The 14,359-nt window shown below is 61.8% G+C and carries 15 protein-coding genes; 6 read left to right on the plus strand and 9 right to left on the minus strand.

Annotated features, from left to right (window positions below; genetic code table 11):
- Positions 1–122: 122 nt before the first annotated feature.
- From NKI52_RS01055 to NKI52_RS01075, 5 genes are all read left to right on the plus strand, one after another.
- Positions 123–917, plus strand: a complete 795-nt coding sequence (locus tag NKI52_RS01055; protein WP_352574837.1) for a response regulator — start codon at positions 123–125, stop codon at positions 915–917.
- Positions 918–1,143: 226 nt separating this feature from the next.
- A complete protein-coding gene (locus NKI52_RS01060) occupies positions 1,144–1,308 on the plus strand; it encodes a DUF1328 domain-containing protein (protein WP_023678541.1) in 165 nt (54 codons plus the stop codon).
- 191 nt (positions 1,309–1,499) lie between these two features.
- Entirely contained in the window at positions 1,500–2,534 is a 1,035-nt protein-coding gene (locus NKI52_RS01065; protein WP_352574835.1) for a sensor histidine kinase, read from the plus strand.
- Between the two features lie 132 nt (positions 2,535–2,666).
- Positions 2,667–2,837 carry a hypothetical protein gene (locus tag NKI52_RS01070; RefSeq protein ID WP_352480855.1) on the plus strand — a complete coding sequence of 57 codons (171 nt, stop codon included), beginning with the start codon at positions 2,667–2,669 and terminating at the stop codon, positions 2,835–2,837.
- Between the two features lie 346 nt (positions 2,838–3,183).
- The gene (locus NKI52_RS01075; RefSeq protein WP_006328050.1) at positions 3,184–3,429 is read left to right on the plus strand and encodes a YMGG-like glycine zipper-containing protein; all 246 of its coding nucleotides are present in this window, start codon (positions 3,184–3,186) and stop codon (positions 3,427–3,429) included.
- A 99-nt stretch (positions 3,430–3,528) separates the two neighbouring features.
- Here NKI52_RS01075 and NKI52_RS01080 read toward each other — a convergent pair whose 3' ends face one another.
- The 4 genes from NKI52_RS01080 to xylF form a co-directional block, all read right to left on the minus strand.
- Entirely contained in the window at positions 3,529–5,151 is a 1,623-nt protein-coding gene (locus tag NKI52_RS01080) for a CHASE domain-containing protein (RefSeq protein WP_352480856.1), read from the minus strand.
- Between the two features lie 129 nt (positions 5,152–5,280).
- Entirely contained in the window at positions 5,281–6,075 is a 795-nt protein-coding gene (locus tag NKI52_RS01085) for an ATP-binding cassette domain-containing protein (protein ID WP_352480857.1), read from the minus strand.
- Positions 6,076–6,152: 77 nt separating this feature from the next.
- The gene (locus tag NKI52_RS01090) at positions 6,153–7,517 is read right to left on the minus strand and encodes a sugar ABC transporter permease (RefSeq protein ID WP_352574833.1); all 1,365 of its coding nucleotides are present in this window, start codon (positions 7,515–7,517) and stop codon (positions 6,153–6,155) included.
- Between the two features lie 142 nt (positions 7,518–7,659).
- Positions 7,660–8,700, minus strand: a complete 1,041-nt coding sequence (gene xylF, locus NKI52_RS01095; RefSeq protein WP_352480859.1) for a D-xylose ABC transporter substrate-binding protein — start codon at positions 8,698–8,700, stop codon at positions 7,660–7,662.
- Positions 8,701–8,986: 286 nt separating this feature from the next.
- On the opposite strand from xylF, the gene NKI52_RS01100 reads away from it, so the two are divergent.
- Positions 8,987–10,231: an ROK family protein gene (locus tag NKI52_RS01100; RefSeq protein WP_352696820.1), complete on the plus strand. Its 1,245-nt coding sequence runs from the start codon at positions 8,987–8,989 to the stop codon at positions 10,229–10,231.
- A gap of 9 nt (positions 10,232–10,240) precedes the next feature.
- Here the strand turns inward: NKI52_RS01100 and phoB are convergent, their stop codons facing one another.
- From phoB to pstC, 5 genes are read right to left on the minus strand one after another with little or no spacing between them, the layout of a single operon-like run.
- Positions 10,241–10,930: a phosphate regulon transcriptional regulator PhoB gene (gene phoB / locus NKI52_RS01105; protein ID WP_031212149.1), complete on the minus strand. Its 690-nt coding sequence runs from the start codon at positions 10,928–10,930 to the stop codon at positions 10,241–10,243.
- 16 nt (positions 10,931–10,946) lie between these two features.
- Positions 10,947–11,654 carry a phosphate signaling complex protein PhoU gene (gene phoU, locus NKI52_RS01110; protein WP_023678534.1) on the minus strand — a complete coding sequence of 236 codons (708 nt, stop codon included), beginning with the start codon at positions 11,652–11,654 and terminating at the stop codon, positions 10,947–10,949.
- Positions 11,655–11,686: 32 nt separating this feature from the next.
- Positions 11,687–12,490, minus strand: coding sequence for a phosphate ABC transporter ATP-binding protein PstB (pstB, locus tag NKI52_RS01115; RefSeq protein ID WP_352451144.1), 804 nt, complete (start codon positions 12,488–12,490; stop codon positions 11,687–11,689).
- Positions 12,487–13,338 (minus strand): phosphate ABC transporter permease PstA, encoded by an 852-nt coding sequence (gene pstA / locus NKI52_RS01120; RefSeq protein WP_023678532.1) that lies wholly within the window; start codon positions 13,336–13,338, stop codon positions 12,487–12,489. The genes pstB and pstA overlap by 4 nt, the downstream gene beginning before the upstream one ends.
- A 3-nt stretch (positions 13,339–13,341) precedes the next feature.
- Positions 13,342–14,331: a phosphate ABC transporter permease subunit PstC gene (gene pstC, locus NKI52_RS01125; RefSeq protein WP_352691628.1), complete on the minus strand. Its 990-nt coding sequence runs from the start codon at positions 14,329–14,331 to the stop codon at positions 13,342–13,344.
- Between the last annotated feature and the right edge of the window lie 28 nt (positions 14,332–14,359).

Raw genomic sequence — 14,359 nt, forward strand, 5'->3', positions numbered from 1 at the left:
AGCCCATATATTTAGTTCCGCATGATCGGAACTTTTTCGCAGAACCCGCGTTTTCAACTTTGGGCTTGCGAACCGTTTTTAGCTGTAACATGCAATCACGTCATATGAGGGAGACGTCCAATATGAGCCTATCAGCAACCATCGCTCCGCACCTGCCGTTCCTGCGCCGCTTCTCGCGCGCAGTATCCGGATCGCAGGAGAGCGGCGACGCGCTGGTCGCCGCAATGCTCGAAGCCATCATTGCCGATGTCGACATCTTTCCGAACGCATCGGACGACCGCATCGCGCTCTACAAGGTCTTTGCCAAGCTCTTCACCTCAGTGGCCATTCGCGTTCCGCAGGAGCATGCCCAGTCGGCATGGGAACAGCGTGCCGCGGCCAATCTGAATGCAATTGCGCCTCGCCCCCGCCAAGCCTTTCTGCTGGTGGCGGTCGAAGGCTTCAGCGAAGACGAGGCGGCGGAGATTCTCGACGTCGACGAACAGGAATTCTCCGAACTCCTCGCGCAGGCGAGCAACGAGATCTCCCGTCAGGTGGCAACCGACGTGCTGATCATCGAGGATGAGCCGCTGATCGCCATGGATATCGAGGAAATGGTCGAAAGCCTCGGCCACCGCGTCGTCGGAACGGCGCGCACCCACGCCGAGGCGGTGGCGATGTTCGGCAAGGCGCGGCCAAAGATGGTGCTTGCCGATATCCAGCTTGCCGACGGAAGTTCGGGCATAGCGGCCGTCAATGAGATCCTGTCGTCGACCTCGGTACCGGTGATCTTCATCACCGCCTTTCCCGAGCGCCTGCTCACCGGCGAGCGGCCGGAACCGGCTTTCCTGGTTACCAAGCCGTTCAATCCGGACATGGTCAAGGCTCTTATCAGCCAGGCCCTGTTCTTTGACCGGCACGCGAAAGCCGCGGCATGAAACAGCGGACGGCCGAACTGCGGCCGCCGAGACAGCCGCTCTCTCGGATCAGATGGGCGTGACGCCGGCTCAATTCACTGGCAACCAACTGGGGCAACCAACTGGACCTTTCCATACACCGCGGCAATTCGGGCCCTGAAGATTTTCAGCATCGTCTTTTTCGGAAAATGGTGGAACAAACGGAGGCGAATCACGTTTTCACCGCAGCATTGGAAGGAGATCGATCATGCTTTACTGGGCGCTCGTATTTCTCGTCGTGGCGATTATCGCCGGTGCGCTTGGTTTCGGCGGCATCGCTGGCACCTCGGCCGGCATAGCGCAGATATTGTTCTTCATCTTTCTCGCCTTCCTGATCATATCGCTTATTGCCGGCCTGATCAGACGAGCGTGAATGCCAAGCGGCCATTCAAGCGAACACTGGAAGCCGCACCCCTCAAACGGTTTCCAGCCACCGCCGGGCAGTGTCCTCCAACGGGATGCCGCTCGGCGGACCGCTTTTTAAGGCTTGATACGAACCTCCTCCTTTTGGAACCCATTTTTCCGCGAACCGTTCAGCCCGACATGGGTTGAGCAAATTGACCGATGCGTTCCAGAGTCGGAAAAATGAAAGACCGCGGCCAGAGTGATGAGATCATCGCTTTGCATCCCGCCGAAAGCGGGATGCAGCTTGGCCGGGCCCTTCTCCATGCACTGCACAATGCCGGGATTTCCGTCCTGTACCAGGATCGCGAGATGAAGACGGTGTGGGCGCGCAACATGCGCGCGCCCTGGACTTCCGATGCCTCCGACAACACCGGCATCTTGCCGCCGGCGCAGGCAGAGCGTATCGGCGCCGCCAAGCACGACGTCATCGTCTCCGGCAATCCTCAACATCTTGAACTCAGCGTGCCGGCCGATGACGGCGCCCGCTGGTTTCAGGTGTGGATAGACGCCGACCGCAGCGAGACCGGCGCGGTGCAGGGCGTCGTGACCACCATGGTCGAAACAACCGAGCAGAAACGCCGGGAGCAGACGTTGAAGGCGCTGCTGCGCGAAGTCAGTCATCGCTCCAAGAACCTTTTGGCCATCATCCAGAGTATCGCCACCCAGACGGGCCGTTATTCCGGCAGCATTGACGATTTCCTGACGCGCTTCCGCGGCCGATTGCAGTCGCTGGCCTCCTCGCAGGATTTGGTTACGTCATCCAACTGGCGGGGAGCGGCGCTGCGCGAGCTGGTTTCCGGTCAGGTCGGCAGGTACGGCGCGGATCCCTTGCACAGCCTACGCTTCCGCGGCGCAAATCCATATCTCAACCCCAATGCCGCCTTGCACATCGGCTTGGCCATGCATGAGCTCGCCGTCAATTCGGTCAGCTATGGCGCACTGTCGCGCAGCGACGGTTTCGTCGAGGTGACGGCCGATCTGACGGCAGCTTCCGCTGGCGAGCCTGCGCTGTCGCTGACATGGGCCGAAGTGATCGGAGCCAACGACAATCAGCGCAGTGAGAAGCGTTTTGGCAGCGTCGCGCTCGAACGCGTCGTGCCCACTTCATTGAATGGAACGGCGACACTTGAGATCACCGGGAACCGCCTCGAATACCGCCTTGTCGTTCCTCACGGCAATTTCGAGACGGATTAACGAGCGGCGGTCGCCGCGCGAAGGCTTGCTGCGCATCGCCATCTTTAACCGACTGTTCACCATAAAGTCCGATCCTGTGCGAACGTGCCGATCCACCGGATTGAGTTTGGCACAAAATGAAGGGAATGGGCCTTGACGGCTGCCGACTTGAACAGACTGGAACAGGCCGCTCGCGTCTCGATGGGCGGTTTTCAGGATCCCGACGCGTCCGCAGCGCCCGCGCCTCGTGCTTCGCCCCTCCGCTTCGCCGCTATCGCGCTTATGGCCGCGATCGTCCTGACCGCCGCGTCCCAACTGATCTGAATCGAACTCGCCTCTGCTTGATCGCTTTGAAACCACTGCCCGAGTGCTCGGCCGTGCCCGTTCGCGGTCACCGACCTGCCGGGCCAGGCCCAACATGTCGTCGCCAGATGCCTTGCCGTCGATCCGGTGCTCGAGGACGACTATGACAGGATCGTCTGGAACGTGCGTCCCAGCGGCACGCTCGATGCGTCCTTGGAGATTTCCGGGTTCGTGGTAGCATCGAACGGCGCACGCCCCGAAAAAGACTATCTTAATCAACAATGAAATCGTGCGGGCAAAGGCCGTACTTTCATGCTAAATGGCGGCTGGAGCTTATTAAAGTGAGGACAAAAGTGAGGATGACTCCATGCGGAAGATGATTATTGCCATGGTTGCCGTGGTTGCGGTCAGCGGCTGCACCACCACGGAAGAGAACGTGGGTATCGGCACTGTGGGCGGCGCGCTCATTGGTGGCGCTGTCGGCGGCGGCAAGGGCGCTTTGATCGGCGCCGGCGCTGGTGCGATTGGCGGTCTGCTCGTTCGCCGTCTGCAAAATGGCTACTGCCAATACAGAGATCGTCACGGCCGGATTTACACAGCTCGCTGCAACTAGTTTCGAGCTCCAGGCGAACAGCAAACGCGGAGGCAGGCCACCTGTCTCCGCGTTTGCCCTTTTAGAGCGCTGTTGCGACGCGGCCCACGAGACGGCGTTTCAGGCCGGCAGCGGAACCTTGATTTCCACGTTCAAGCCATCTTCGCGAAAATCGCGCCTGATTGTGCCACGCAATTCGCGCGTGACGTTGAGATCGATCAGTCTGGTGCCAAAACCGCTCTTTGCCGGTGTCTCGAGCTTCTTCTGACCGGCCTCGCGCCAGTTGAGAGCCAATGTCCGGGTGCCGCTACGGGCGTCGAGCGACCAGTCGACCTTCAGCGCACCGACTGAATTGCCGGCTTCGCCATGCTTCAGCGCATTCGTCGCCAGTTCGTGAAAGACGAGGCCGAGTGCCTGCGTCGTCTTTTCATCGAGAAGAACCTGCGGTCCCGACAGCAGCCCTTCAGGAAGCTCGCTGCCGAACACCTGGCCTAGCTCGATGCGCAGCAGGTCGCCGAGATCGGCTTTCTGCCAGCGTGAGCGCGTCAGCATGTCCTGGGAAGCCGCCATCGCCTGCAGCCGGGCCGAGAAAGAAGCCGAGAATTCCTGGACGTCGGTGGTGTGCGATGCTGTCTGGCGCGCGATTGCCAGCACCCGCGTGATCGAGTTCTTGATGCGATGCTTCATCTCCTGCAGCATCAGGTCTTTTTCCAGCAGGCTCTTTTCGGTCGTTTCGTGAAGCAGCGAGACCGCCTCATAGGCCCGCTCCTGATAGCGGGCCACCAGCGCGATGGCGCCCGCAAGCAGCAGTCCGAACAATCCGAGCATCACCGGGATGGCGCGCGAGGAAGGTTGCGAGAAAGCACTTGTCGGCCTGAACAGGACGACCCACGGCCGGCCGGCGACGGTGATCTTGCGGGTGACCAGCAGCCTGTCGCCGAGGCTCGAAACAGGCGGCGTTTCCGATTGGAACAGCAGGTTGTCGCTGTCCACCGTGCCGTCATAGATCTCGGTGTTGACCGGCAGCAATGGTGCCCGGCTGAGCGCAGCCTGGAACAGATCACGGGCGCGGAAGGCCGCATAAAGGAAGCCGGCAGTCGAGGATCTCGTCGCGTTCACGGCGTCCGGCGCGGTTTCGACATTGAGCCGGACGAAGACGAGGAACCCGGTAAAGGTCTGCGCGGCACCCGTATCCTTGCCGAACTGCACGAGCCCGCTGGCGTGCTGCTGGTCGTCGGTCATCGCCTTTTCGATCGCCTCGCGCCGCGCCGGCCCGGTGAACATGTCGTAGCCGATGCTGGATTTGTTGGACGGATCCAGCGGTTCGAACAGCACGATGGGCGTACGCCACGGTAAGTTCGTGTCGGGATAGATCGGATGGCTTGCGCCGTGATCGTGCAGGATGTCGCGCTCGACCGCCGCCTCGTTGCCAGTTTTCGCCAGGCGAAGGAAACCGATGCCGCGCAGGCCGGCGAAATTATTCTCGATGTCGAGCGCGTTGAAGAAGGCCTTGAACTCGCCCTGCGAGATACCGCCATTGCGTGCGTCGAACAGCGCCCGGGTCGAACGCAGCAGCGACAGGTCCAGGTCGATGCGGCTTTCGATCCGGTTAAGCGCGTCGTCTGCCGTCGCCTCGAATTTAATGCGGGCCGCCTCCTGGGTGGCAAAATAGGCAAAACCCGCCATCGTCAGGCTGATCAGCGCGACGGCGATAAAAGCGACGGTCGGAAAAAGCTTCTTCAATTGCTGATACGTCCCGTGGACGGTTCGGCATCTTTATGGGCAAGTCCTGACGCCAACACAATGGCGAGGCCAATGCATGGTGACGGCTGGCACATTTTGGCGGCTTGTGATTAGCCGGCTAATTCTCGTTCATGCGGCGATCTTCAGCGCGCCCGGCCCCGGAATGGCGCCGGGTGGGCACTTGCCGAGGATGATCATGCCGAGCACCTCGTCCTGGGTGACGTCGGTTGTGCGCGTCGTTCCGACAACCCGACCGTTCTTCATGACGCAGACACGGTCGGCAAGCTCGAACACGTCGTGAATATCATGGCTGATCAGGAAGATGCCGATGCCGTCGGACTTGAGCTGCCTGACCAGTTCGCCGACCTGCGCCGTCTCTTGCGGCCCGAGTGCCGCCGTCGGCTCGTCCATGATCAGGATGCGAGCATTGAACAGGATGGCGCGGGCGATCGCCACCGACTGCCGCTGGCCGCCCGAAAGCTTTACCACCGGCTCCTTGAAGCGTTGGAAACGCGGATTGAGCCTGCCCATCACCTTGCGCGCCTCGGCCTCCATGGCGACGTCGTCGAGCGTACCCCAGCCGGTCATCAGCTCGCGGCCGAGAAACAGGTTGGCGGCCGCATCGACATTGTCGGCCAGCGCCAGCGTCTGGTAGATCGTCTCGATGCCGTACTTCTTGGCGTCGCGGGGATTGGAGATCGAAGCTTCCTCGCCGTTGACGAAAATCTGGCCCGCATCGCGCTTGTAGGCGCCGGACAGGATTTTTATCAACGTCGATTTGCCGGCACCGTTGTGACCGAGCAAAGCCATCACCTCGCCCGGGAAAAGGTCGACAGAGGCATCGTCGACGGCGCGAATGCCGCCGAAAGCGATGGAGATGTTGCGCATGTCGATCAGCGGCGTGGGAGCGGTTTTGTCTGCCATGCTCGTCCTTCCTCCCTATAGATCCTGCTTGAGCATCAAGTTGTACGAAAACCGGTTTCCACCTTGCGGGATCATGCTCAGACCCGTTTGCGATAGACGGTATCGAGCCACACCGCGACCACCAGCACGGCTCCGACAACGATGCTCTGCAGCGGCGAATCGATGCCGAGCAGCACCATACCGGACTGCAGCGACTGCATCAAAAGCGCGCCGAGCATGGCGCCGAGCACTGTGCCGGAGCCGCCGGCGAGCGACGTGCCGCCGATCACCGCCGCCGCGATGACCAGGAGCTCGTCCAGCGTGCCCAGCGCATTGGTCGACGAGTTCTGCCTGGCTGACGAGATCGCTGCGGCGATCGTCGCCAGCACGCCCATGATCATGAACACCTTCATGGTCACCCAGCGCGTGTTGATACCGGCAAGGTTGGCTGCTTCCGGATTGCCGCCGATGGCGAAGACATAGCGGCCGAAACGGGTACGCTTGGCGATGAAGGTCATGATCAGCCCTACGGCTACAGCCATCAGCACGGGTATGGCGATGCCATGGGCGATGAACAGCCCGCCTTCGGGAACGGTTATATTGTTGGCCGCCGCATATCTGTTCACGATGCCGACCGGCCAAGGATAGGAATTGGCAAGCCATATGGCGCCCATGATGACAAGGCAAGTGACGGCCCCGAGGAACGTCTCGGCCCAGATCGGGCGTAACGGGAAGCGGAACCGCTTGCGCTGCACCCGCCCGTTGAGCAGCATGAACACAACCGCCAGGCACGCGACAATTCCGACGATCCAGCTCCATCGCGCACCGATCGAACCCGTCGGTCCGCCGCCCATCAGCTGGAAAGTGGCATCCAGCGGCGCAATCGTCTGCCCACTGGCGACCCACCATGCGGCACCCCGCCAGACCAGAAGGCCGCCCAGCGTCACGATGAAGGCCGGCACCTCGAGATAAGCGATGATGTATCCCTGGAACGCTCCGATCAGAAGGCCAAGCGCGAGGCCGATGGCCAGCGCCAGGATCCAGATCCAGGGGTTGCCTAATTGCAGACCGACCATTCGCACCAGGAAATGCACCTGCGCAAAACCCATGACCACGCCGATCAGGCCTTCGGCGGAGCCGACCGACAGGTCGATATTGCGCATGACGATAACCAGCACCATTCCGGCGGCCATTATGGCCACGGCCGAAGTCTGCACCGACAGGTTCCAGAGATTGCGTGGCGTCAGGAAGGTCCGGCTGTCGAAGTCGAACGGATTGACGCCGAGCCGTACGCTAGAAATGACATGCAGGCCGACCCAGATGACCAGCAGCGCGCCGACCATGCCGAGCATGCGCGTGTCGAGTTCGGTTGCCTTGAGAAATCGGGCAACAATGCCGAGTTCGGATTCCCGTGCCCGGTCTGTCGTGCTGTCGACCGGCGTGTTGGACGTCGTGTCGGTCATGATGTTTCTCCCGCCGGGTTGCCGTCTGCCGCGGATGCCGGAAGCAGCCTAGAAGTTATCCGCCGGAAGCGGAAAAACAACTCTTGTTGGAAAAACGCCGCGGCGAGCGGCCGCGGCGTTCGGACTTTTCGGAAACGTCGGCTCAGTTGCAGACTGCAACAGTGCCAGCCGTCACCCCGGCGCAGACCTCTTCTTTCTTGATCCAGCCGGCGTCGATGACGACGTTGAGGTTGTCCTTGGTGATGGCGACCGGGGTCAGGAACAACGACTTGACGGTATTGCCGCCGGGCGTGGTGAAATCCTTCACGCCGGCAATGTCGGTCATCTGCTTGCCGTCGGCCAGTTGCGAGGCGATCTCGGCGGCATTCTTGCCGAGCTCGCGCGCATCCTTCCACACCGACACGGTCTGTGTGCCGAGCGCGATGCGGTTCAGCGCGGCGTGGTCGCCGTCCTGGCCCGAAACCGGAACCGATCCGGCCAGCCCTTGCGCCGTCAGCGCGGCGACGACGCCGCCGGCAGTGCCGTCATTAGCGGCGACCACGGCATCGACCTTGTTGTCGTTGGCGGTCAGGAACTGTTCCATGTTCTTCTGAGCGTTGGCCGGCAGCCAGCCGTCCGTATAGGCCTCGCCGACATTCTTGATCTTGCCGCCGTCAATGGCCTCCTTCAGCACCTCCATCGAACCGGCAAACAGGAAATCGGCATTCGGATCGGAACCCGAACCCTTGATGAAGACGTAGTTGCCTTCCGGCTTCACCTTGAAGACTTCGCGGGCCTGCATGCGGCCGACTTCCTTGTTGTCGAAGGTCAGATAGAACACGTCCTTGTTCTCGATCAGCCGGTCATAGCCGACGACCGGGATGCCTTCGTCCAGTGCCTTCTGCACGGCCGGCCCGATGGCCGAGGCGTCCTGCGCCAGGATGATCAGTGCGCTGGCGCCCTGCGAGATCAGGCTCTCGACGTCGGTGAGCTGCTTGCCGGGGTTGGACTGTGCGTCGGCGGAAATATACTTGTCGCCTGCGGCCTCAATGGCCGCCTTCATTGCGGCCTCGTCGGTCTTCCAGCGCTCTTCCTGGAAGTTCGACCAGGAAACGCCGATGACCTTGTCTTTAGCCTGCGCCACCGACGCCAGCGCCAGCGTCATGGCGACACCCGCCAGAATGGCGGTCGTGAATTTCTTCATCATATCCTCCCTGCGCCGCGTACGGCGTGACCAATTGGCTCAAAGACCAGCTTAGAAGCTCTAATTTTTTCGAGCCTCGAAAAAATACTGGCCCGATCTCCGGCTGCTGTCAACATCGATTCTGATGGATTTTGATGACTCTGCGAGTTTTTTCGAGCGTCGGAATAAACGATGACAGCGCCACCTGCATCTGACACTATTTGCCTGCGTCCGACACTATTTGTCGGACATTACCGACGGCTTCCGGTTCATGAGCGGCCGCGGCAACCGGGAGGAAAGCAAAACAATGTCGGTCGGAATCCGCCATGACGATTTGCGCCGGCGCAACCGGGCGATGGTGATCTCGGCGGTGCGCCGGGCCGGCCAGCCATCGCGTACTGAGATCGCAGCTACTACCGGCCTTAGTCATTCGACCATATCGGCGATCTCTTCCGACCTGATACGGGAAGGCATCCTCGCCGAGAGCAAGGCAAGTGAGCCCGTTTCGTTGAAACGCGGTCGTCCGCAGGTCGGCCTCGCCCTCAACCCGGAAGCGGCGGCGGTGCTGACCGTGGTGTTGTCGCTGAATTTCCTGTCGGCCGCCATTATCGACTATACGGGACAGGTGGTCGCCGAGGAACAGCGCCGGCTGGACACGCTGACCATGCCGCGCGACGAGCTGATCCGTGAATGCATGGCCATCGTCCGGCGCCGGCTGCAGGATCCAGACCTTGACGTCCGCAGTGTCGCCCGCATCGCCCTGGCGATTCAGGGCATTACCGACTCCCCTGCACGCGCCATGCTGTGGTCGCCGATCACGCCGCAGACCGACATCGCCTTTGCCGACATGCTGGAGGACGAATTCGGCATCCCGGCAACGGTGGAGAACGACTGCAACATGATGGCGGTGGCTTTGCGCTGGCGCAATCCGGATCGCTATCGCGACGACTTCATCGCCATCCTGCTTTCGCATGGCATCGGCATGGGGCTGGTGCTGAAGGGCGAACTGTTCACCGGGACGCATTCCTCGGGTGGCGAATTTGGCCACATGATCCATCGTCCGGGCGGCGCGCTCTGCCGTTGCGGGCGGCGCGGCTGCATCGAGGCCTATGCCGGCAACTACGCCATCTGGCGCAACGCCAGGCAGATGAGCGAAGAAAGCGAACCGATCGCCGACGTCAGCGACGCCGACATGCGAGCACTGGCGGCCCGGGCGCGCGAGAAAGATGGGCCGGAACGCGAGGCCTACCGCAAGGCCGGCGAAGCGCTGGGTTTCGGTCTCGGCTCGCTGTTCGCGCTGATCGATCCGGCACCGGTCGCGATGGTCGGCGCCAGTGCCGCCGCCTTCGATCTGATCGAGCCGGCCATGCGGAAGGCAATCGCCCAGACCGCCGGCGGCCAGCATTCAGGCTCGATCTCCTTCGATACAGAGCCGAACGAATTGCCGCTGATCCGCGAAGGCTGCGCGATGCGGGCGTTAAGCTTCGTCGACCAGGAGATTTTCGCGCCGGGCGCGCAAATGAGGCCCAGCGTCAGAAAGAACGTAGCCTGACCAGGCGGGTCAATCTTCCCTGATCGCATAGCCGGCACCGCGGATGGTGCGGATGACATCCGGCATCCGGCCGTTGTTGACGGCTTTGCGCAGCCGCCCGACATGCACGTCGACGGTGCGTTCGTCGATGTAGATTGTCTCGCCCCAGACATTATCGAGTAACTGGCTGCGCGAGAAGACACGGCCCGGATGCCGCATCATGAACTCGAGCAGCCGGAATTCGGTCGGCCCGAGCCTGATTTCGCTCTTCTTGCGATAGACCCTGTGCGATTCGCGATCGAGCACGATGTCGCCTACCTTCAGCACGCTGGACAGCACTTCCGGCTTGGCGCGCCGCAGCAGCGCCTTGACCCTGGCCATGAATTCCGGTGTCGAAAACGGTTTGACCAGATAGTCGTCGGCGCCGGTCGAAAGACCGCGCACCCGGTCGCTCTCCTCGCCGCGCGCGGTCAGCATGATGATCGGCAGCCGCTCGGTTTCGGGGCGCACCCGCAACCGACGACAGAGCTCGATGCCGGAAACCGCTGGTATCATCCAGTCGAGCACCAAAAGGTCGGGCACATTCTCCTGCAAACGGATCTCGGCTTCGTCGCCGCGTGTCACCACCTCGACCTGGTAGCCTTCGGATTCGAGATTGTAGCGGAGCAGCACACCCAACGGCTCCTCGTCCTCCACCACCATTATGCGTGGTGCGATCATCGGCTGGGCACCCCCATCATGTCACCGGTGCGGACATTGTCGTTTCGTCCTGCTTCGGACGATTGACCGGCAATTGCTCGCCGGTCAGCACATAATACGCATTTTCGGCGATGTTGGTGACATGGTCGCCGATCCGCTCCAGATTCTTGGCGCAGAACAGCAGGTGCGTGCAAGCGGTGATGTTGCGCGGATCTTCCATCATGTAGGTCAAGAGCTCGCGGAACACGGACGTGTATTTGACGTCGATGCGCTCGTCGGCGGCACGCAGCTTGGCCAACGCGGCCGCATCGCCTGCAGCATATTCCTCGATGACACCCTGCACCTGGATGAGAACCAGCTGCGCCATCGCGTCGATGGAATGCGACAGGTCCCGCGGCGTGGCGCTGAGGCCGACCGCACTCACGCGCTTGGCGATATTCTTGGCAAGATCGCCGATGCGTTCGAGGTCGCCCGCCATGCGGATCGCTCCGACCACATGGCGAAGATCGTGGGCCATCGGCTGGCGTTTGGCGATCAGGGTTATGGCGCGGTCGTCCAGTTCGCGTTGACGCGCATCCATGATGGCGTCGTCGGAAACGACGCGTTGCGCCAGCACGTTGTCGGAATTCAACAGGGCCTTGGTGGCCCCGCCGACCATCGAACCGGCGAGGTCGGCCATGTCGCGGATCAGCTTGCTGATCTGCTCGAGATCCTCGTCGAAAGAAGCGACTGTGTGTTCGCCCATGGTCCTGTCCTCATATGCATGATCGGAACGGCTCAGCCGAAGCGGCCAGTGATGTAGTCCTGCGTGCGCTTCTCGCGGGGCGACGTGAAGATCTTCTCGGTCCGGTCGAACTCGACCAGTTCACCCAGATACATGAAGGCGGTCTGGCGCGACACGCGCGCCGCCTGCTGCATGTTGTGGGTGACGATGACGATCGTGTAGTCGGCTTGCAATTCGTCGATCAGTTCCTCGATCTTGGCAGTCGACAGCGGGTCGAGGGCCGAAGCCGGTTCGTCGAGCAGAATGACTTCCGGCTTCACGGCCACGGTGCGGGCGATACAGAGCCGCTGCTGCTGGCCGCCAGATAGGCTCAAGCCGCTGGCGTTGAGCTTGTCCTTGACCTCGCTCCACAGCGCGGCGCGCTTCAACGCCTGTTCGACGCGGCCGTCCATCTCGGACTTGCCGAGGTTCTCGTAGAGCCTGACGCCGAAGGCGATGTTCTCGTAGATCGACATCGGGAACGGCGTCGGCTTCTGGAACACCATGCCGATCTTGGTCCTGAGGAGGTTGAGATCCTGCGACCGGTCGAGAATGTTCTTGCCGTCGAGCAGCACCTGGCCCTCGGCCGTCTGTTTTGGGTAGAGCTCATAGATGCGGTTGAACACACGCAGCAGCGTCGATTTCCCGCAGCCCGAAGGGCCGATGAAGGCCGTGACACTGCGCTCAGGCAGCGACAGGCTGATGTCCTTCAGCGCCTTGCTCTGGCCGTAGTAGAAGTTGAGATTCTTGACCTCGATCTTCGTCTTCTCGGCGACCGTTTCGGCCATCGTCATGTCTGGGGACAACATCTGTGTCATCTGTCCTCTCTGCGTCCGGTAAGGCTGCGGGCGAGGATGCTCAAGCCCAGAACCGTCAGGGTGATTATGAGTGCGCCGGTCCACGCCAGTTGCTGCCATTCCTCGTAAGGGCTGAGAGCGAACTGGAAGATGGTCACCGGCAGGCTGGCCATCGGCGCGTTGATATTGCTGCTCCAGAACTGGTTGTTGAGCGCGGTGAAGAGCAGCGGCGCCGTCTCGCCGGAAATGCGTGCTATCGCCAGCAATATGCCGGTGACGATGCCGGACAATGCGGCGCGGTAGGCGACCGAACGGATCACCACCCAGCGTGGCGCGCCGATCGCGGCACCGGCTTCACGCAACGCGTTCGGCACCAGGTTGAGCATGTCTTCAGTGGTGCGCACGACCACCGGAATGACCAGGATGGCAAGCGCAACGGCGCCGGCAATGGCCGAGAAATGTCCCATTGGCCGCACCATCAGCTCATAGACAAACAAGCCGATGATGATCGACGGCGCCGACAACAGGATGTCGTTGATGAAGCGGACGACGGTGGTGATGCGCGAAAAGCGTCCATACTCGGCCATGTAGGTTCCCGCCAGCACGCCGATCGGCGTGCCGACGACAACGGCGATGATCGTCATCAGCAGGCTGCCCGCGATGGCATTGAGCAGGCCGCCGGCCTCGCCCGGTGGTGGCGTCATCTCGGTGAAGACCGCGAGCGAAAGCCCGGCTGTGCCCTTATAGACCAGTGCGCCGAGAATGAGCGCCAGCCAGGCAAGCCCGATGCCGGCGGCGACGACGCAAAGCGCCATCATCACCGAATTCCTGGCTTTGCGGCGGCTGTGGAGCGATGAGGATGTCGACATCGGTCAGGCTCCCGTACGGGCGTCGATCCGCATCAGCATATAGCGGGCGGCGGCAAGGATCAGGAAGGTGATGGCGAAGAGGATCAGGCCGAGCGCCACCAGCGAGGAGGTGTAGAGGTCGCCGTCGGCCTCGGTGAATTCATTGGCGATGGTCGCCGAGATCGTGGTGCCCGGTGCGAACAGGGAGGCACTGATGCGATGCGCGTTGCCGATGACGAAGGTCACTGCCATGGTTTCGCCGAGTGCCCGGCCGAGGCCAAGCATGACGCCGCCCATGATGCCGATGCGGGTATAGGGAATGACCACGCGCCGGGTCACTTCCCAGGTCGTGCAACCGATGCCGTAGGCCGATTCCTTCAGCACCGCCGGCACCGTATCGAAGACGTCTTTGGTGATCGAGGTGATGAAGGGCAGCACCATGATGGCAAGGATCAGCGCCGAGGTCAGAAGGCCGATGCCGTAAGGAGGGCCAGCGAAAAGGCTGGATAGTCCCGGCACGCCGTGGAAGACGTTGATGATGAAGGGCTGTATCGCCGTCTGCAGGAACGGCGCGAACACGAACAGGCCCCAGATGCCGTAGATGATCGAAGGAATGCCGGCCAACAGCTCGACCGCTATGCCGATCGGGCGCCTGAGCGGGCGCGGGCAGAGCTCGGTGAGAAAGACTGCAATGCCGATGCCGATCGGAACCGCGATCAGTATGGCGATGGCCGCCGTGACCAGGGTGCCGTAGATCGGCGCCAGTGCGCCAAATTTTTCAGTGACCGGATTCCAGCTTTCAGTCGTCAGGAAGGAGAAACCGAAGGACGACAGCGCCTGCCACGAGCCGGCAAACAGCGAGATCGCGACACCGCCGAGGATGACCAGCACAAGAATTGCGGAAGCGCGGGTGAGTCCGCGGAATATGGCATCTGTGAGCGCGAAGCGCCGCACCGTAGCTTCCCTGGCCCGGGCTGCTGCAGATGATGGCATGGCATCGGAAGCGATGGTCATTGGGTCCTCGCGATTAAAGGCAACAGGG

Origin of the sequence: Mesorhizobium sp. M0590, assembly GCF_040320905.1 — a bacterium.
In the GTDB taxonomy this organism is placed as follows: domain Bacteria; phylum Pseudomonadota; class Alphaproteobacteria; order Rhizobiales; family Rhizobiaceae; genus Mesorhizobium.

Coding starts and splice junctions, on each gene's coding strand:
- NKI52_RS01055 (WP_352574837.1), top strand. CDS start 123: ATGAGCCTATCAGCAACCATCGCTCCGCACCTGCCGTTCCTGCGCCGC.
- NKI52_RS01060 (WP_023678541.1), top strand. CDS start 1,144: ATGCTTTACTGGGCGCTCGTATTTCTCGTCGTGGCGATTATCGCCGGT.
- NKI52_RS01065 (WP_352574835.1), top strand. CDS start 1,500: ATGCGTTCCAGAGTCGGAAAAATGAAAGACCGCGGCCAGAGTGATGAG.
- NKI52_RS01075 (WP_006328050.1), top strand. CDS start 3,184: ATGCGGAAGATGATTATTGCCATGGTTGCCGTGGTTGCGGTCAGCGGC.
- NKI52_RS01085 (WP_352480857.1), bottom strand. CDS start 6,075: ATGGCAGACAAAACCGCTCCCACGCCGCTGATCGACATGCGCAACATC.
- NKI52_RS01090 (WP_352574833.1), bottom strand. CDS start 7,517: ATGACCGACACGACGTCCAACACGCCGGTCGACAGCACGACAGACCGG.
- xylF (WP_352480859.1), bottom strand. CDS start 8,700: ATGAAGAAATTCACGACCGCCATTCTGGCGGGTGTCGCCATGACGCTG.
- NKI52_RS01100 (WP_352696820.1), top strand. CDS start 8,987: ATGTCGGTCGGAATCCGCCATGACGATTTGCGCCGGCGCAACCGGGCG.
- phoB (WP_031212149.1), bottom strand. CDS start 10,930: ATGATCGCACCACGCATAATGGTGGTGGAGGACGAGGAGCCGTTGGGT.
- phoU (WP_023678534.1), bottom strand. CDS start 11,654: ATGGGCGAACACACAGTCGCTTCTTTCGACGAGGATCTCGAGCAGATC.
- pstB (WP_352451144.1), bottom strand. CDS start 12,490: ATGACACAGATGTTGTCCCCAGACATGACGATGGCCGAAACGGTCGCC.
- pstA (WP_023678532.1), bottom strand. CDS start 13,338: ATGTCGACATCCTCATCGCTCCACAGCCGCCGCAAAGCCAGGAATTCG.
- pstC (WP_352691628.1), bottom strand. CDS start 14,331: ATGACCATCGCTTCCGATGCCATGCCATCATCTGCAGCAGCCCGGGCC.